At 58.7% G+C, this 19,145-nt stretch carries 11 protein-coding genes; 7 read left to right on the top strand and 4 right to left on the bottom strand.

The features are described 5' to 3' along the window. Positions 1-111: 111 nt before the first annotated feature. The 3 genes from BMY68_RS04340 to BMY68_RS04350 are packed head-to-tail and all read right to left on the bottom strand — an operon-like array spanning position 112 to position 5,891. Positions 112-1,530 carry an efflux transporter outer membrane subunit gene (locus tag BMY68_RS04340; protein ID WP_085531437.1) on the bottom strand — a complete coding sequence of 473 codons (1,419 nt, stop codon included), beginning with the start codon at positions 1,528-1,530 and terminating at the stop codon, positions 112-114. After that, the gene (locus BMY68_RS04345) at positions 1,514-2,680 is read right to left on the bottom strand and encodes an efflux RND transporter periplasmic adaptor subunit (protein WP_085531436.1); all 1,167 of its coding nucleotides are present in this window, start codon (positions 2,678-2,680) and stop codon (positions 1,514-1,516) included. Before BMY68_RS04345 ends, BMY68_RS04340 begins: the two co-directional genes overlap by 17 nt. Next, positions 2,670-5,891 carry an efflux RND transporter permease subunit gene (locus BMY68_RS04350; RefSeq protein WP_085531435.1) on the bottom strand — a complete coding sequence of 1,074 codons (3,222 nt, stop codon included), beginning with the start codon at positions 5,889-5,891 and terminating at the stop codon, positions 2,670-2,672. Before BMY68_RS04350 ends, BMY68_RS04345 begins: the two co-directional genes overlap by 11 nt. A 220-nt stretch (positions 5,892-6,111) precedes the next feature. On the opposite strand from BMY68_RS04350, the gene BMY68_RS04355 reads away from it, so the two are divergent. The 5 genes from BMY68_RS04355 (at position 6,112) to hhe (ending at position 15,274) form a co-directional block, all read left to right on the top strand. Continuing rightward, positions 6,112-6,522: a PA0061/PA0062 family lipoprotein gene (locus BMY68_RS04355; protein WP_085531603.1), complete on the top strand. Its 411-nt coding sequence runs from the start codon at positions 6,112-6,114 to the stop codon at positions 6,520-6,522. Positions 6,523-6,644: 122 nt separating this feature from the next. Then, a complete protein-coding gene (locus BMY68_RS04360; protein WP_085531433.1) occupies positions 6,645-7,661 on the top strand; it encodes a PDDEXK nuclease domain-containing protein in 1,017 nt (338 codons plus the stop codon). A 100-nt stretch (positions 7,662-7,761) separates the two neighbouring features. After that, on the top strand, positions 7,762-8,202 hold the full coding sequence (locus tag BMY68_RS04365) for a carboxymuconolactone decarboxylase family protein (RefSeq protein WP_053268766.1): 441 nt from the start codon (positions 7,762-7,764) through the stop codon (positions 8,200-8,202). Positions 8,203-8,204: 2 nt separating this feature from the next. Further along, complete coding sequence (gene sigJ / locus BMY68_RS04370) at positions 8,205-9,098, top strand: RNA polymerase sigma factor SigJ (protein ID WP_085531432.1); 894 nt, start codon at positions 8,205-8,207, stop codon at positions 9,096-9,098. Between the two features lie 431 nt (positions 9,099-9,529). Beyond that, the gene (gene hhe, locus BMY68_RS04375) at positions 9,530-15,274 is read left to right on the top strand and encodes a DUF4011 domain-containing anti-phage protein Hhe (protein ID WP_239694064.1); all 5,745 of its coding nucleotides are present in this window, start codon (positions 9,530-9,532) and stop codon (positions 15,272-15,274) included. A gap of 79 nt (positions 15,275-15,353) precedes the next feature. On the opposite strand, the gene BMY68_RS04380 is transcribed toward hhe, so the two are convergent. Next, positions 15,354-15,752, bottom strand: a complete 399-nt coding sequence (locus BMY68_RS04380) for a hypothetical protein (protein ID WP_085531430.1) — start codon at positions 15,750-15,752, stop codon at positions 15,354-15,356. Between the two features lie 335 nt (positions 15,753-16,087). Between BMY68_RS04380 and BMY68_RS04385 the strand changes: the two genes are divergently transcribed. Then, complete coding sequence (locus BMY68_RS04385; protein WP_085531428.1) at positions 16,088-17,827, top strand: class I SAM-dependent DNA methyltransferase; 1,740 nt, start codon at positions 16,088-16,090, stop codon at positions 17,825-17,827. Continuing rightward, entirely contained in the window at positions 17,817-19,145 is a 1,329-nt protein-coding gene (locus BMY68_RS04390) for a restriction endonuclease subunit S domain-containing protein (RefSeq protein WP_085531427.1), read from the top strand. Before BMY68_RS04385 ends, BMY68_RS04390 begins: the two co-directional genes overlap by 11 nt.

Below are 19,145 nucleotides of genomic sequence, written 5' to 3' on the forward strand. Positions count from 1 at the left end.
CAATCCCCCCAACGCTTCAGATGTACAGAGAAATCAGGTTTGCGACTGCTGCACGACCGAGCGGAAACCAGCTTCCTCGCCACAGTTGAACGGATTCCATACCCGCTCAAATCAAACCCCACTTTTCCACCCCCCACCCAACGCCACCACCAACCCCACACTCGCCTGCAACCGCCGCGTCTGCAGCGCCTGCAACCCCCGCTGCGCCTGCAACGCCGCGGTCTGCGCCGTCACCACCTCCAGATAACTCACCGCCCCCGCCTGATAACTGTTCATCGCCAGGGCCTGCGTATGCTCGGCGGCATTCACCGCCGCTTGCTGGTCCAGCGCCTCCTGCTGCAAATCCCGCAGTTGCCCCAGGTTGTCCTCCACCTCACGCACCGCCCGCAGCACCTGGCCGCGGTAATGGGCGGCGGCTTCCTCGAATTCGGCGTGGGCCTGGCGTTCGTTGGCGCTCAGGCGGCCGCCGTCGAAGATCGGCAGGTTGACCAGAGGCCCCAGCGCCCAGTAGCGATTGCCCGCCGCCAGCAGGTTGCCGCTGCCCTGGGTCTGCCCGCCGAGCAGGCCGGTGAGGCTGAAGTCCGGGTACCAGGCGGCCCGGGCCACGCCGATGTTGGCGTTGGCGGCGAACACCCGGCGTTCGGCGGCGGCGATGTCCGGGCGGCGTTGCAGCAGGGCGCTGGGCAGTTGTTGCGGCACGCTGGGCACGGCCAGGGTCTGCTGGGTGGCGGGCAGCTGGAACTGGCTGGCCGGTTCGCCCACTAGTTCGCCGATCGCGTGTTCGGTGAGGTTGCGTTGCCCGCGCACTTCGTCCAGTTCGGCCTCGGCGCTGGCCAGCTGGTTTTGCGCGCGGGTCAGGTCCAACTCCGAGGCGATCTGCCCCTGGTAGCGGCTGCGGGTCAGTTGCAGGGCCTGGGCGTAATCGTCCAGGGACTGGCTGAGGATCGCGCGCTGCGCATCCAGGCCATTGAGCTGCACATAGAGCGTCGCCAACTGCTGTTGCAGGCTCAGGCGCGCCACCGCCAGGTCGTCGGCCGAGGCCTCGGCCTGGGCATCGCCGGCGGCCACCTGGTTACGAATCCGCCCCCACAGGTCCGGGTCGAAGCTCAGCGAGAAACCGGCGCTGTTGCTGTTGTACAGCGAAGGCTGGCTGCCGCCGCGCAAGGGCCGGTGGTCCGACTGGCGCTGGCGTAGGGACTGGCCGCTGGCGCTGATCTGCGGGAACAGCCCGGCATGCAGCTGGCTGGCATAGGCCTGGGCCGCGTCGAAGTGCGCCAGCGCCGCCGCCAGGTCCGGGTTGGCCTTGAGCAGGCGCTGTTGCAGGTCATCCAGGCGCGGGTCCTGGTACAGCCGCCACCACTGGCTGGCCAGCTGATCCGCCGGTCGGGCCGGATGCCAGGGGCCGTCGCTGGTCTGTTCGCGGTAGTGGGCCGGCAGTTCCACGGTTGGCACTTGGTAGCCGGGCGCCAGGGAGCAGCCTTGCAGGGCCAGCACCAGCAACACCGCAAGCGGTTCAAGCCTTGGGCGCATGTTCACCTCCGGCGTCGGCCAGTTGCACCAGGTCGCCTTCGCGCAGGGCATCGGGCGGGTTGTCGATCACCCGGTCGGCGGCTTGCAGGCCCTGGTCGATCACCAGCCGCGCGCCGAGGTCGAGGCCGATATGGATGTCCCGCAGGTGCACGTGGTTGTGCTCGTCCAGCAGCGCCACCTGGGTGCCCTGGGCGCGGAAGATCAAGGCGCTGGCCGGGATGCTCACGCCCCGGGTGTCGGCGGGCAGGGCCAGGGCGGCCTCGGCATAGTCGCCGGGCAGCAGCGCGCCGTCGGGGTTGTCGGCGACGAACTGGGCGAGTAGGGTGCCGGAGCGCTGATCGATGGCGGTGGAGTCGCCGATCAGCCGCGCGCTGAAGTGCTGGCCGGGGTGCTCCGGCACCGTCAGCTCGGCGCTGAGGCCGGGGCGGATCACGCTGGCGTAGTTCTGCGGCACCGGCACGTAGAGCCGCAGCTTGCGGGTGTCGGCCAGATCAAAGAGCTGCGGATCGCTGTCGTTGTCGGCCTTGATCAGCTGGCCGATATCGGTGTGGCGCGCGGTGATGGTGCCGGCGAAGGGCGCGCGGATGGTCTTGTAGTCCTCCAGGGCCGAGAGTCGCGCGTAATCGGCGGCGGCTGCTTCGGCATTGGCCTTGGCGGCCGCGGCGTTGGAGGTTTTTTCATCGGCCTCCTGGCGCGACACCGAGTGGCTGGCCAGCAGGTTCTGCCAGCGCACGGCGGTGGTTTGCGCCAGCCGCGCATTGGCCTGTTCCTGCACCAACCGGGCATGGGCCTGGGCTAGTTGCTGGTCGAGGTCGGGGCTGTCGATTTCGGCGAGGACTTGCCCGGCCTCGACCTTGGCACCGATGTCGCTGTTCCAGCTTTTCAGGTAGCCGCTGACCCGGGCATGGATCGGCGCCTTGCTCCAGGCTTCCAGGTGCGCCGGCAGGCGCAGGGTGTCGCCCTGGCGGTTCTGCTGCGGCTGGAACACCAGCACCTGGGGCACGGCGGCGGTTTCGGTCCAGGCGGCCACCGCGCGTTCATGGCGGGTACGCGCGGCCAGGCCGTTGGCCACCAGCAGGGCGGCCAGGGTCAGGCCGCCGATGCCGAGCCACTGCAGGCGTTTGCGCGAAGGGGTGTGTTCAGGCGACATGGGTACTTTCTCCAGCGACAGCGCGAGTGGGGTGACGCCCGTGGACCAGGCTGAACACCACGGGAACGAACAACAGGGTGGCGGTGGTGGCGAGGATCAGGCCGCCGATCACGGCGCGGCCCAGGGGCGCGTTCTGCTCCTCGGACAGGGCCAGGGGCAGCATGCCGATGATCATCGCCAGGGCGGTCATGCACACCGGGCGAAAACGCGTGTAGCCGGCCTCCAGCGCGGCCTTCAGGGCATCGCCGTGTTCCGCCAGGCGTTCGCGGCAGAAGCTCACCACCAGGATCGAGTTGGCCGTGGCCACGCCCATGCAGAGGATGGCCCCGGTCAGCGCCGGCACCGACAGCGAGGTGCCACTCAAGAACAGCATCCAGACGATGCCGGCCAGGGCCGCCGGTAGCGCGGTGATGATCACGAACGGGTCGAGCCAGGACTGGAAGTTGACCACGATCAGCAGGTAGATCAGCACCACCGCGCCCAGCAGGCCCAGGCTCAGGCCGCTGAAGGCTTCGTGCAGGGCATCGATCTGCCCGTGCAGGCTGATGGTCGCGCCCTTGGGCCGCAGCGCTTGGCTGTCGTCGAGGACTTTTTGGATATCCCGGGCCACGCCGCCCAGGTCGCGGCCCTGGACGTTGGCGTAGAGGTCCAGGGTCGGCTGGATGTTGTAGTGGGTGACCACCGCCGGGCTGTCGACCCGCGAGATGCTGGCCAGGCCGCCGAGGATCTGTGACTGGCCGTTGCTGCCGGTCACCGGCAGGGCCTCCAGGGACGGCAGGCTGTCCAGGCGGTACTGCGGGGTGGCGGCGACGATGGAATAGGACACGCCGTTCTGCGGGTTGAGCCAGAAGGTCGGCGCCACCTGGGAGCTACCGGCCAAGGAGGCCACCATGCTGTTGGTCACGTCACGCTCGGTGATCCCCAGGCCATTGGCCCGCAGGCGGTCGACCTTGACCGCCAGCGACGGGTAGCCGGTGGACTGCTGGATGCGCAGGTCGGCGATGCCCGGCACATGTTGCAGGCGCCGTTGCAGTTCCAGGGCATAGGCGCGGTTGGCGGCGCTGTCGGGCCCGGAGATTTTCACGTCCAGCGGCGCCGGCGCGCCGAAGTTGAGGATCTGGCTGCTGATGTCCGCCGGCAGGAAGGCGAACTGGCTGCCGGGGAAACTCTCCGGCAGGGCTTCGCGCAATCGCTTCACGTAGTCGGCGGTCGGCGCGTGGCCGGGCTTGAGGGTGACCTGGATGTCGCCATCCTGCGGGCCGATGGTGCCGCTGCTGCTGTAGGCCATGTCGATGCCGCTCAGCGGAATGCCGATATTGTCGATCACGCTGTCCAGCTGCTCCGGCGGAATCACCTCGCGAATCCGCGCCTCGATGCGGTCGAAGGCCGCCGCGCTTTCCTCGATCCGCGTGCCCAGGGGCAGGCGCACATGCAGGGCCAGGGCGCCGGCATCGGTGGCCGGGAAGAAGTCCTGGCCGAGGCTCGGCAGCAGGGCGAAGGAGGCCAGCACGCAGGCGAGAAACCCCAGCAGGAAGCGCTTGCGGTTGGCCAGGGCCAGGGTCAGCAGGCCGTGGTAGGTGTCGCGCACGTTGGAGAAGCGGCGCTCGAATGCCTGCTGGAAGCCCAGCAGCCCGCGCACCAGGGCATGCCGTGGCCGGGCGTGCTGTTCGCCCTCGTGGTGGTTGATGAATGCGTCTTCCGGGTGATGCCCCGGACCCGGCTCCGGCACATGGGGCTTGAGCAGGTACATGGCCAGGGTTGGCACCAGGGTGCGCGAGAGGATGAACGAGCTGGCCATGGCGAAGATCACCGCCAGGGCCATGGGGCGGAACAGGTAGCCGGCGATGCCCTGCAACAGGAACATCGGCACGAAGACAATGCAGATGCACAGCAGCGAGACGAAGGCCGGGCCAACGATTTGTTTGGCGCCATCGAGGATCGCGTCCTTCACCGCCTTGCCTTGTTCCAGGTGCCAGTTGATGTTCTCGATGGTCACCGTGGCGTCGTCCACCAAAATCCCCACCGCCAGCGCCAGCCCGCCGAGGGTCATGACATTCAGGGTCTGGCCGCTGGCGGCGAGCAGGGCGATGGCCGCAAGCACCGCCAGGGGGATCGAGGCGGCGATGATCAGGGTCGAGCGCCAGCTGCCGAGAAACAGCAGGATCATCGCGCTGGTCAGTAGCGCGGCGATGATGCCTTCCCGGGCCACGCTGCCCACCGACTGCTTGACGAACACCGAGGCGTCGCCCAGCAGCGAAGTCTTCAGCGCCGGCGGCAGGGTTTCGTCGATGCGCGGCAGCATCTGGCGGATGCCGTCGACGATCGACAGGGTGGAGATATTGCCGTTCTTCAGCGCCGGCATCAGTACCGCGCGGTGGCCGTCGACCCGCACGATATTGCTCTGCGGCGGCGAGCCGTCGCGCACATGGGCCACCTGGCCGATGGTGATCAGCGCGCCGTCGACGGTCTTGATCGGCAGGTCGTTGAGCTCGTCGATGGCCGTCGGGCTGTTGTTCAGCAGCACCGTGTACTCACTGGCGCCGAGCTTGGCGGTGCCCACCGGGATGATCTGGTTCTGCGCCGCCAGGGCGTTGCCCACGTCCTGCGCTGACAGGCCCTTGGCGGCCAGCGCCTGCGGGTCCAGATCCAGGGTGATCTGCCGCTGCTTGCCGCCCATGGGCGTCGGCATCGCCAGCCCCGGCACCGAGCTCAGGGGCAGGCGGATATTGTTCTGCACCAGGTCGCGGATCCTGGCTTCCGACAGGGTCGGGCTGGAAAAGGCCATCTGCAGGATCGGCACCGTCGAGGCGCTGTAGTTGAGGATCAGCGGCGGGGTGATGCCCGGCGGCATCTGCTTGAGCACGGTTTGCGACACCGCCGTGACCTGGGCGTTGGCGGTGCGGATATCCACCCCCGGCTGGAAGAAGATCTTGACGATGCCCATGCCCGGCAAGGATTGCGACTCGATGTGCTCGATGTCGTTGACCGTGGTGCTCAGGGAGCGCTCGTAGGTGTAGATCACCCGACCGGCCATGGCGTCCGGCGACAGGCCGGTGTACTGCCAGACCACCGCCACCACCGGAATGCCGATATCGGGGAATACATCGGTGGGGGTACGCAGGGCCGCCAGCGGCCCGATGATGCAGATAAAAATCGCCAGCACGATAAACGTGTAGGGCTTGAGCAGAGCGGTCTTGACCAGCCCGAGCATGCGGTGGACCTCCGAGGGAAAACGAACCTCGGCAGCCTGCCGCGACCCACCTAACACGCGGCTTTCAGCCAGGTGAAGGAAGTTTTAGGTTGGGCCTGAATTTCCTTTCACGGGGATTCATTTGTCCTGTGGCGGGGGCCTCGACAAGCTGGATGGCAATCGGCGCGAGCGCTTTTTTCGCTTCGCCCTGTGTCGTTTTTTTACTGCCGAGGTACCTGCCATGAATGCCAAACCCCTGTTGCTGATTCCCGCCCTGAGCCTGGTGCTGCTGCTCTCCGCCTGCGCCGGCCCGATGCCCAAGGCCGATCCCAACGAAGCCTGGATCAGCCTGGAGGAAGAGGGCTCCAGCGACCTGCTGGCCGAACGCGTCGACGGCAAGAACGTCGACGACGGACGCTACTTCGAAGTCCAGCCCGGCGCCCACCGCCTGGACGTGACCCTGTTCGAAGAAGTCGGCGGCGACTCCAACCAGGTCGACTGCCGCGGGCAGGTGAGTTACCCGAGCTTCAAGGCGGGGGAGCATTACAAGCTGGTGGAGTCGACGTTGGGGACTGAGGTGCGGGCGCGGTTGTATGACGGGGAGGGGAAGCAGGTGGCGAGCGTGCGGGATTTTGAGTGTATGCCGGGGTGACAGCGCTTCTCGCGCTGCCCAAACCAAGATATTTCGCTCAATGGAAAGAGAACCGCCTGACAGCAAATTTATGGTGGGGCGCTCGATGATAAGGATTTGAATCTTCAAGCGGAGCCTTCTTTATGAGCCAACCTGCCGGAGCACTACCGACGTCCACCGATGCGGCCTTCAACGAAGTGGCGCAAATGATCGCCGCCGCGCGCCAACGGGCGATGCGGGCGGTGAACACCGAACTGGTGGAGTTGTATTGGCAGATCGGCGCCTATATCAGCCGCAAGATCGAGGCGGCGGAGTGGGGCGATGGAGTGGTTCAGCAACTGGCGGATTATCTTGCGCGGCAGCAGCCGGGGTTGCGGGGTTTTACCCGGCGTAACCTGTTCCGCATGCGGCAGTTCTATGAGGTTTATCGAGGCGAGGAGAAAGTGTCAGCACTGCTGACACAATTACCCTGGACCCAGAACCTGATCATTCTTGCGCAAGGCAAGCGGCCAGAAGAGCGCGAGTTCTACCTACGCATGACGATCCAGGAACAATGGTCAACCCGAGAACTGGAGCGCCAGATCAAATCGGCCCTCTTCGAGCGCTCACTGACCCAACCGGCAAAAGTCTCGACAGTGTTGAGACAAATTCATCCCGAGGCGTTGGAGGTGTTCAAGGATGCCTATGTGGTGGAGTTTCTCGACCTGGCCCCGGGGCATAACGAAGCGGATTTGCATCAGGGGCTGGTGCGGCAACTCAAAGACTTTCTGATCGAAATGGGCCGCGACTTCTGCTTTGTCGCTTCGCGCTATCCCTTGCAGGTTGGCGGGCGTGATTTCGTGCTGGATCTACTGCTGTTCCATCGCGGCTTGAATTGTCTGGTGGCCATCGAGCTCAAGGTCGGGCGCTTCGAGCCGGAATACCTGGGCAAGCTGGATTTCTACCTGGAAGCGCTGGACCGCCAGGTGCGCAAACCCCATGAGAACCCGGCCCTGGGCGTGCTGCTCTGTGCCAGCAAGGACGACGAGGTGGTCGAGTACGCCCTTAGCCGCTCACTGTCGCCCGCCTTGATCGCCGAGTATCAGACCCAACTGCCGGACAAGAAGCTGCTGCAGGCCAAGCTGCATGAGTTTTATGCGCTGAATCCTCAGGCGGTTTGAGCCGCCTTATCGGAGCCCGAATTATTTTTCCGCCACCCCGTCACAAACCGCCAGGCTGGCCCGTCATGTCGGTGTATCCCTCAATTAACGGAGCCACCCCATGTCATCCAGCCACCCGACCCAAGCCGTCAACCTGCTGCAAACCATCCCCGAAATCTTTGAAAGCCTGGGCCAGGTCCACGGCCTGATCGACGCCCATGGCCTTGCGCGCAAGCTGCATCACCTGGTGGTGTTGCGCGCCTCGCAGATCAACCAGTGCGGCTTCTGCGTGAAGATGCACACCCGCGAAGCCCGTGAAGACGGCGAAAGCAACGAGCGCCTGGACCGTCTGGTGGTCTGGCGCCATGTCAGCGATTTCAACGCCGCCGAACGCGCCGCGCTGGCCTGGACCGAAGCCCTCACCGTGCTGCGCGAAGACACCGACTTCGGCCCGTTGCGCGCCGCCCTGCGCGAACATTTCAGCGAAGCGCAGATCGCCGCCTTGACGGCCGATATCGGCATGATCAACCTGTGGAATCGCTTGCAGGTGTCGAGGCACTGAGGATGGATCGAATCGATGACACGACGGTGTTCGAAAGCCGTCGCAGCTTCCTGCTGGGCCTGGCCTACCGCCTCCTTGGCTCGCGCGCCGAAGCCGAGGACGTGGTGCAGGACCTGTTCATCAAATGGCTGGAGGCCGACAAGGCCTCCATCGCCACCCCGGCCGCCTGGCTGACCACCGCCTGCACCCGGCACTGCATCGATCTGCTGCGCTCGGCCCAGCGCTCGCGCCTGCAATACATCGGCACCTGGCTGCCAGAGCCGATCCACAGCCTGCACCACGACTCCCCCGAACAGAGCCATGAACTGGCCTCGTCGCTGTCCACCGCCTTCCTGCTCCTGCTCGAACGCCTGACCCCCAAGGAACGCGCCGCCTACCTGCTGTACGATATCTTCGACCTGGACTACCCCCAAGTCGCACAAACCCTCGGCGTCCAGGAAGCCACCTGCCGCAAACTGGTCTCCCGCGCCAAAGCCAGCCTGGGCAACACCCAGGCGCGCTACCAGCCGGAACCTTCACGCCAGCAACAACTGCTGAGCGCCTTCCACAGCGCCATCACCAGCGGCTCGACCCAAGGCTTGGCCGCCATGCTCTCCGAAGACGTCGAGCTGTGCGCCGACGGCGGCGGCAAAGCCAGCGCCATTCGCGAGACCTTGTATGGGGTGGAGGCGGTGCTGGGGTTTGTGGGGGAGTCGTTGAGCCGGTACTGGCGGGAGTATCAGTGGCAGGAGGTGGAGATCAATGGTGGGCGTGGGGTGGTGTTAAGAGGAGAGGGGGAGGTGGTGGCGGTGGTGAGTTTTGGGTATGACGAAGGGGGGCGGGTGAACCGCGTCTTTATCATGCGTAATCCGGATAAGTTGGTGGGGTTGGGGGAGGGGAGTGAGGGATTGGTTTGAGGGGCGGAGACTCGGAAGGGGCCGACGCTGTAGCGCATCCTAGCCGACGCTAACGATCTCTCAAATGCTCTGAGCTCCCTCTTTCGTTCCTTAATGAAGGGACACGGAATTGGGGGGGTAGAAGTTGAAAATGAGAATCAGCCTGCGCTGCTCATTAAATATGTCACGAGATTTGCTGACCAGTCGTCGAGGAAACGAGGAATTCTGCGGTGTAGAGGCACTTTGCCTTTACCTAGCTTCGTGTGCTGGATATTGTGACGGCCATCAAATTCCAAGCAGACCGTTGTTTTCCAAGGATGGCATCCCGAACGCTCTGAGATATCGGTAGCGTCCTCCCAAAGCCTCTCTTGTTATCGCGGCCAGCTGAAGCTGAGCATCGGTTTACCGTGCCCAGAAAAACCTCATAAGGCAGTTGCCCCAACACATTAGCGGTGATCGACGTGAACTCAGGCCCTGAATCTTTGGCTATCCAACGCCATGAACTTGTTCGTCAATGGATATTGGAGCTAGTCCCGGCGGACGGCACGGCTGTTGGCAATAAGTCACTGAGAGACCGGATTGATCGACGGGCAGAACTGCAGAATTTCTCCGTCTCCGAGGAGGAGTACTGGAGCCTCCGTGATGAGCTCATTGCAAAGGGGGTGCTCAATAAGGGGGCCGGTCGCGGGGGCTCGGTTTATCGGTTCGATGCTGAGGCCAAAGAGCATGCCAAGCCCGTTGAATCTGAGCCACTTGCCGACTGGGATGACCTTGGTACTCCTCCAAGCGAGATACCCGATAGTTTGGAGAAACTACGTAGCAGGCTTCTTGATCTCAGCGCCCGTAATCGACTGCTGAACTTCTCACATGCCCGCTCCAAGCGCTTCGTAAGGATTATTGATGAGCTGCCGGATCATCTGTTTGAGTCCTTGGCAGACGAAAAATCTATGCGCTTTGCTGCAGTCCCCGAGCCCACAGAGAGACAGCTCCTCACCCATGGTTTTTTAAAGTTAGACGAGAAGACAGGGGCTGTTGTTGAGCTGAAGAAACAGCCAACAGCGGAAGCTTGGGCACAGATCCTGGGGATGGCCACAAGTTATGAGCTTCCGCAGCCTTCAGAGGGCAGCGGCTCAGGAAAGCATTCTGATGATGCAATTCAGACGCTTTATTACCCAGTAGAGATGGAGTCACGATTACAGATTTTGCACGCCCAATCACGATCGGCTCTGGAGGAAACGGGGGCGAACATCCTTTATCTGGCACTCGGTTTTCTGGAGTGGGATGAGTCGATAGCAGGTAAAGACAGCAGCCGTTTGGCACCATTGATGCTGGTGCCAGTGAATTTGGAGAAGGGCAAACTCAACCCCCAAACTGCAACATTCGAGTACCGCGTTCAGCCAACGGGTGAGGACATTCTGACCAACCTGTCATTGCGTGAAAAACTTCGCGTCGACTTTGGTATCGCGTTGCCACGAATCACCGATGACAGCACGCCTGAGGAGTACTTCGAGCGTATCGTTGAAACCGTATTGAAGGTTAAGCCTGATTGGAAGGTGCATCGTTATGCATCTCTTGGCTTGTTCGAGTTTGGCAAGTTGATGATGTATCTCGATCTTGATCCTGGTCGTTGGAAAGACCAGTCATTGTTGGATCATGGTTTGGTTCAGCGGCTAACAGGAATGGATGGCTTACCGGCCGACTCGTCAGGAAAGCAAGGGGCGTTTTGCGTTGAGCACTCAATTGACGAGATTGAGCAGGTCCACCAACAGTTCCCTCTAATTGATGATGCTGACAGCTCTCAGCATAGCGCCTTGATAGATGTGATTCGCGGCGATGACTTAGTGATTGAGGGGCCGCCGGGCACGGGTAAATCCCAAACCATCACCAACATGATTGCGGCGGCGCTGGCTCAAGGCAAAAAGGTGTTATTTGTTGCCGAGAAGCGTGCAGCACTCGAAGTAGTAAAGAGCCGCCTGACCAGGGCTGGTCTGGGCGATTTTTGTTTAGAACTGCACAGTCATAAGAGTCAAAAGAGCTCCGTCATCGATAGCATCCGGCAGCGAATCCAGAACAGTAATGGCTTTCGCTCACCCAAGCAGCTGGCGGATCTGATTGCCAACTATGAGCGATTGAAGCAGCAGCTGAATAAACACGTACATCACTTGCATGCCTCTTTTGAAGAGTCAGGTATGACGGTTCATGAAGTGCTGATGCAGGCGACTCGTTTGCGTGAAGCGCTATCGATCAAACCTTCTGATCTACATCCGCAGTCGGAGGCGAAAATCGACAAAGCGCACTTGCGAGAGCAAGCCGGCTTTTATGCGCATATTTATCGCAAGACAGCTGAAGAGGCTGGTCAAGCAGGCAGGCTGGAAACCCATCCGTGGTTTGGCAGTACAAAGACTCGATTGGCAGGTGCTGAGCGTTCTGCACTTCTAGAGCACCTGTCTCATGCCCAGCAGGCACTCAGCCGTTTGGCTGCTCTTCGTTCTCAATTGTCACAGCAGCTACAGGTAGCTGTTCTGGAAACCTACAGCCCAGATCAGTTAGACGCTTTGGCCGCTTCAATTCCGGTACTTGCATTGCCTAAAGGTGATGAGGATTGGGATCTGTTAGGGCGGTTGGATATAGAGTCATGCGAGGCGTTGAAGCTTTGGCTTCAGGGAATGGATTCGTTGTTGGATCAGCAGACTACGTTGGCTCGCTCTCTGCGAGCTGACGTCATCAGTTCTGGGGCAGCGATAGCGGCTGTAAAACAGGCCAGTGCAGCCATACGTTTGCACAATGCTGATGAAGCACTATCCCTCAACGCCTTGCTGGATGTAATCGAAGAAGCAGAGGACCTACTGGAGTTAGCGCCGCGGGTTCAGCGGCTGATTCAGTTGTTGGAAGAGGGGGCTACGGTTGAGGGTTTACGAAGCGACTTCACTGGTATCGAACAGTTGGTCCTGTTTCTGCAAATGCTCTCGGCAATGCCGGCGGATCTGGTTTCTCTTCGGCATAAGCGCTTTGAAGATGAAGCTTTGGATGAGGTCATTGCAGAGCTGGATATCGAAGTTCCAGCTATCAAGCAATTGCAGGAGCAAACTGCGGATCACTTCACTCTAGATCGCTTGCCTGGCCATACGCGGCTTGAGGACTTGAGTCGGATTTTAGCTGATAAATCACTTTTTCGTTGGTTCAAAGGGCAATGGCGCTCAGCAAAAAGTGAAGTTATGGCCATGGCACGGCCAGGCCTCAAATTAAAGCAACTACAGCGGGTTTTACCTGATGCAATTGCCTACCTGAAAAAACACACTCAACTGAATGACAACAAAGTTCTCAGTGACAAGTTGGGCGAGCATTTTCAAGGGTTGGATACGCCGGTCGATTCACTCAAGCGCTTGCGAGGCTGGTACAAAACGCTGCGGGCTGAGTGCGGGCGTGGGTTCGGTGCAAAGGTCTGGATTGCAGAGTATCTGCTTAAAACTGATGAGGAATTACTGGCTGGGGTTTCCGGCGATAGTGCTGAGCTTGAGTCCTATTTGCTCGATGTACTGGAGCATCGCCTGGATCTGGAAGAGCTGTTGCCTTTCGACAGTCATGACTTACGTTCAGAGGACCTACTTGCGCCGCAGGGCCTGTATGTTCGCCTTATCAAGGACGTTGGAACCCCACTGCGTTCGCTGTTACCTGTGATTAGCGAAGAGGCACCCACTATGGGGCAGTTGCTTCAGTTGATTCAGGCCGTGGAAAGTTGGCAGTCCCGTTCGACAGCACTGCAAAGTGATGCTGTTTTGCAAACCTGCCTGCTAGGTGAGGAACTCCCCCGGATAGACAATCTTTCGGCCGCGCGACCTCGCTTGACCACCTGGCGGCACACTGTTGCCTTCGTCCAGCCGATTTTGGCTTTACCGATTCGAGACATCCTCATTCCGCAGCTAACCGCCTGCACCCCCAAGGAAGCTGAGGAGCTAATACTTCATTGGCATCAACAAGGCGCAGTGCTCTCCAAGGCAGTGGAGTCTTGGCAGCTAGCACAGGAAGCGTTTTTCCAAAGTGCTGCCGTTGTGGGAAGTCAGTGGTGGCAGTCCATTGAAACAGCCGACTTTGAGCCTATGGCTGATCGTTTAGCCTGGGCCGCGCAAAACCCTGACTTGCTCGACCATTGGTTCGAATACCGCCGTTTGCGTTCGCATTTGGTTGAGCTGGGTTTTGAGACTGTAGTCGAAGCAATCGAAACGCAACGATTGGAGTCTGAACGCTGTATCGATGCCTGTTTGCTTGGTCTTCTTGATAGCTGGGCGTTGAAAATCCTTGAGCTTGATCCTGCATTAGGACAGTTTTCGGGCAAGGAGCAGGAGGCCATTCGTACGCGCTTTGCTGAGATTGATGAGCAACTCAAGCGTCTGCAGCGTGAGCAGGTTTCGTCACGTATCAGTCAGAACAACGTTCCTGTTGGCAATAGCCATGGCGCAGTTAGGGATTTTACGCAATTGGCGTTGCTACAGCGTGAGGCCGAGAAAAAGACTCGGCACGTACCAATTCGTAGCCTGATGAACCGTGCAGCAGAAGCGCTGCAGGGCCTCAAACCCTGCTTCATGATGTCGCCAATGGCTGTCGCTCAATACTTGCCGGCTGGGCATATCGAGTTTGATTTGGTCGTAATGGACGAAGCCTCTCAAATGCGTCCAGAGGAGGCGTTGGGCAGTATTGCGCGTGGCAAACAGTTGGTGGTTGTGGGAGATCCGAAACAGCTGCCACCGACTAACTTTTTCTCCCGTAATGCGGGGGACTCGGATGCCGACGAAACGGATGTTTCATTGGCCGAAGACTCGGAAAGTATTTTGGAAGCGGCGATGCCGTTGTTCAAACTACGTCGTCTACGTTGGCACTATCGCTCACGTCACGAGAGCCTGATTGCCTTCTCCAACAAAGCTTTCTATGAAAGTAACTTGGTGGTCTACCCATCGCCCCATCGTGAGTCAGCAGAGTTCGGAGTTAAGTTTGTCAGGGTTCCCCGTGGGCGCTTTGTTGAACAGCGCAACATCGAAGAGGCGGAAGTGGTCGCCAAGGCTATCGAGCACCATGTGATTCATCGCCCTGATGAATCTCTGGGTGTGGTGGCAATGAACGTCAAGCAGGCTGAGCAGATCGAGCGAATGCTTGAGCTATTTGCCAAGCAAAGTCCACAGCTACAAGTTGCGCTGGATCGCAATCAAAGCCTGGGTGAGCCGCTGTTCATCAAGAACTTGGAAAACGTTCAAGGTGACGAGCGTGATGTGATTTACATCTCTGGCACTTATGGCCCTATGGAAGTAGGCGGTACCGTTCCACAGCGTTTCGGTCCGATTAACGGTGCCAGCGGATGGCGGCGTTTGAACGTGCTGTATACCCGCTCCAAGAAGCGTATGCAGGTGTTTTCCTCGTTTGGGTCGAGCGATGTACTGGTGACCGGTACCTCCAGTCGCGGCGTGCAGGCACTGCGAGATTTTCTGCACTTTGCCGAATCTGGCCGTATGCCGCATATCAAGGAAACTGAGCGAGCTCCGGATAGTGATTTTGAGGTCGCTGTTATTGAGATGCTGGCGCACCACGGCTACCAATGTGAGCCCCAGGTGGGGGTAGCCGGCTTCTTCATCGATCTGGCGGTACGTGATCCTGGGCAACCAGGCCGCTATTTGATGGGGATTGAGTGCGATGGTGCGGCCTATCATTCGGCGAAGTCGGCGCGAGACCGTGATCGCTTGCGCCAAAGTGTATTGGAGCAGTTGGGCTGGAACATTCGTCGTATTTGGTCAGTGGATTGGTTCCGCAATGCCCGGGTGCAGATTGAACCCATTCTTCAGGAACTGGCGCGGTTACGAACCGAGCCGGTGGAAAAAGTAGAAGAGGCCAGGGAAGAGTCTGAAGAGCTTTCGAGCCAACAAGTGGCCGATGAGCAACGAGAACACGCCGAGAGTATTACCCTTGAAGGTAACTACAGCTTGCGAGAGAAGCTGGTATGGCTGGAAGAAAATGTTATTCGGCCGAACTTGCCAGATGTGCCGGCCAATCAACGATTGCTGAGACCTGCGATGTTGGAAGCTTTGCTTGAGTTCCTTCCGGCCGACCGTATTGAGTTTCAGCAGATGATTCCTGGGTATTTGCGTAATGGCACCCATGGTGCTGAAGGGCAGTATATCGACGATGTGTTGCTTGTGATCGGCGAGCAGTAATTGGGCGGGTAGAGCTGTGATGGAAAACGGGGTAAATCACGCCTTACCCCGTTTTTCTTCTCTTAGATCTGCGGGGCGTTTAACCCGTTACCGAGGCTTTGGTCGGTTTGTTTGCATCCAGCAACGAATCCACCACTGTTCTAGCCATCTCCACCGAATGGATCATTGACCAAATCAACCCACGCTCCACACTGCTGGCGCGCTCGGTGATTTCATCGCTGATCTGTACCGCACGGTCCAGCAGTAACGACACATGAACCAACGCTTCTTCGGCATTGATGCCGGGGTGGACACTAAACATGGATTGATGACCAATGGACGTAGGCACGGTGTCTTTCAGGTTCTTGAGGATCGAGGTTTCAGCGCTATGCGCGGCCAGCGCCAGGCTAATGCGCTGAGTGTCGATATCGTGTTCGGGATTTCTGAACTGCCCGGGCAAAGGCATGAGGGGATCGGGAGCGGTTTTTTTATGGTGCATCTCCAATATTAGTGGGTGCCCCAATGTGCTATTTCGAGCGGCTAAACCCGATCACTGATATGCGGTGATGTACCGAGCCTGGGCGGCACTTTCTGTATGTGCAAGGCGTTTGAACTCTCTAGGACGGGGCGCTCAAGAGAAAGGGACAAGCCCTACATTGGGTGCCGAAGTGCAGTGGTTTTTGCGACGCCTGGTAATTTTTCGCCGACCTAACCTAGGGGTCTGACGAAAAGCCGTCAGCCCGGTATCATGCAGCCCATCTTTGACCGGCCCTAGGGGTTGGTTTTTCATTTTTTATTGCGCAATTCATCTGCGTTGAAGGTAGGAATTTGTCCATGACGGATCAAAAGGCTGGCAAACAAGCCGCTAGCAGTCTCGCCGAGCAAGTATTGAACGAAGCCCGAGCACGTTATACGCCAAACGAATCTCCCGAAGGCCTGGAGGCTGAACCGGCCAAAAAAAAGCCAGGACGTAAAGCTAAAGCTGCGGTCAAGACCACCAACAACACGCTGCAAGACCTACAAAAAACTCTGTGGGCTACCGCCGACAAAATGCGCGCCAATATGGACGCCGCCGAGTACAAGCACATCGTTCTCGGTTTGATCTTTCTCAAGTACATCTCCGACAGCTTCGCTGGCCGTAGTGCCGAGCTGAAGCGTCGTTTTACCGATGCCAACGATGATTACTACCTGGGCAGTGACAGCCCCGAGCTGCTGGCCCAAGAGCTGGAAGAGCGTGACTACTACACCGAAGTCAACGTGTTTTGGGTGCCGGAAGTGGCGCGTTGGGAGTCACTGCGTGCCGCTGCTAAACAGGTAGATATTGGCAAACGCATCGACGAAGCTTTGGCCGCCATCGAAGCTGAAAACGCCAGCCTGAAAAACATTCTCGACAAGCGTTATGCCCGTGCCCAATTGCCGGACGGCAAGCTTGGTGAGTTAGTCGATTTGATCTCGACCATCGGCTTCGGTGGTGATGCCAACCAGGCCCGGGATCTGCTGGGCCAGGTATATGAGTACTTTCTTGGTCAATTCGCCAGTGCCGAAGGTAAGAAGGGCGGGCAGTTCTACACGCCGGCCAGCATCGTTAAAACCCTGGTTGCTGTACTGAACCCACACCATGGCAAGGTTTACGATCCTTGCTGCGGCTCGGGCGGGATGTTCGTGCAGTCAGAAAAATTCATTGAAGCCCATGGCGGCAAGCTGGGTGACGTATCCATTTATGGCCAGGAGTCCAACCCGACTACTTGGCGTCTGGCGGCAATGAACCTGGCTATTCGTGGTATTGACTTCAACCTTGGTAAAGAGCCAGCCGATACCTTTATCCGTAACCAACACAGCGATCTGCGCGCTGACTTTGTGCTGGCCAACCCGCCATTCAATATCAGCGACTGGTGGCATGGCAGCCTCGAAGGCGACCCGCGTTGGGTGTATGGCACACCGCCGCAAGGCAACGCTAACTACGCTTGGCTGCAACATATGCTGTTTCACCTCAAGTCCAATGGGCGCGCTGGTATTGTTTTGGCCAATGGCTCGATGAGCTCTACTCAAAACGGTGAAGGTGATATTCGCAAGGCTATGGTCGAGGCGGATGTGGTAGAAGTGATGATCGCGCTGCCTGGTCAATTGTTCTTCAACACGCAAATCCCGGCTTGCTTGTGGTTCCTCACTAAACGGAAAGTCGCTCGTCCCGGTGAGGTGCTGTTTATCGATGCGCGTAAGTTGGGGAGCAATGTCAGTCGGGTGCAGATCGAGCTGCTGGATAGCGATGTGGAGCGCGTTGCTCAGACGGTGGCGAATTGGCGCGGTGAACCGTTGGATGTCGGTGGAGAAATCGCAGAGTACGTTGATGTGGTCGGTTTTTGCCGCAGCGTGTCCCTTGCCGAAATCGCCGAGCATGGCCATATATTGACGCCTGGTCGTTATGTTGGGGCTGCGGTGATAGAGGAGGATGACGAAGCCTTTGCTGACAAGATGCAGATCCTCACCGCATTGTTGAATGAGCAGATAACTAAGGGGGCAAAGCTCGATCAGTTAATTCTCCAGAAGTTGGGGGGGATAGGGTATGAGTTCTGATCGTTATTTTACGCTAGGGGACTTCGTCAGTTTGCAGCGGGGCACAACGTATAAAGGCAATCTTCTCGGTTTACCTGGCCCTGTTCTTCTGGGGCTTGCATCTATTCAGCCCAACGGGGGGTTTAGGCAGGGCGCATTTAAAACATATGGAGGAGAGTCACCTGAAAAAATTACCCTAGGTGTTGGTGATCTTTATGTATCTCTAAAAGATGTCACTCAGTCTGGTGACTTGCTTGGTTCAGTAGCGCGAGTACCAAAAAATGTAGAGAAAGGGCGTTTAACTCAAGATACCGTGAAGTTGGTTTTTGATAAGAAGGCCATTTCAGCAGAATATATATATTGGCTCTTAAGAACTCCTATATATCGTGAGTACTGTCGTGCTCGTGGGACCGGTACTACCACTTTAGGATTGGCTCGTGAGGATTTTCTTGGCTTTAGAGTTCCTGTGCCGACAGAAGCAGAAAATTCGTTAGTGGAACTGCTCGAGATAATTGAGGCAAGAGTTGAGCTTCTGAAGGAAACTAATGCGTCTCTTGAGACTATCGCTAAAGTGCTGTTCAAGTCTTGGTTCGTTGATTTCGATCCAGTGCGCTCTAAAAGTGAAGGGCTTGAGCCGGAAGGTATGGATGGTTCTATCTTATCTCTTTTTCCCGATGGCTTGGAGGAGTCAGCTCAGGGCGTGGCTCCGAGTGGATGGAGTACTGCAAAACTTGGGGATGTTTGTGACTATTTGAGCCGAGGAATTTCACCAAAGTATACCGAAGACGATGGTGTATTGGTGATCAACCAGAAGTGTATCCGCGACTTCTCGGTGGATTACACCAAAGCCCGCAGACACGATCCTCTGAAGCGCAAGATTGATGGACGTATGCTTAAGGTTGGAGATGTTTTGATAAATTCAACGGGTGTTGGCACTCTCGGGCGGGTCGCCCAGGTACTTGCACTTCCAGAGTTAGCAATTGCAGACTCCCATGTCACCGTAGTGCGTGCTGGGCCTTTATTGAATTCGACTTTTTTGGGGCAGTGGATAGCCCGCAAACAGCCGGAAATTGAAGCTATGGGAGAGGGTTCTACTGGGCAAACAGAGTTAGCTAAGTCGAAGCTAAGCGACCTTCCCATCCTGATTCCGTCTGCGCCGATTCTGTCTGCCTTTGACGAGCTGGTTTCGCCATTGAAAAGCAGTATTGCATTGAACGAAAGCCGCGTAAGTAGCCTCACCCAACTCCGCGACACCCTTCTACCCCGCCTTATCTCCGGCCAACTACGCTTATCAGAAGCGATAGCCGCCACGGAAAAGATCTTGTCGGAGGCTATTTAA

Origin of the sequence: Pseudomonas sp. NFACC41-3 (assembly GCF_900109505.1) — a bacterium.
GTDB lineage: Bacteria > Pseudomonadota > Gammaproteobacteria > Pseudomonadales > Pseudomonadaceae > Aquipseudomonas > Aquipseudomonas chlororaphis.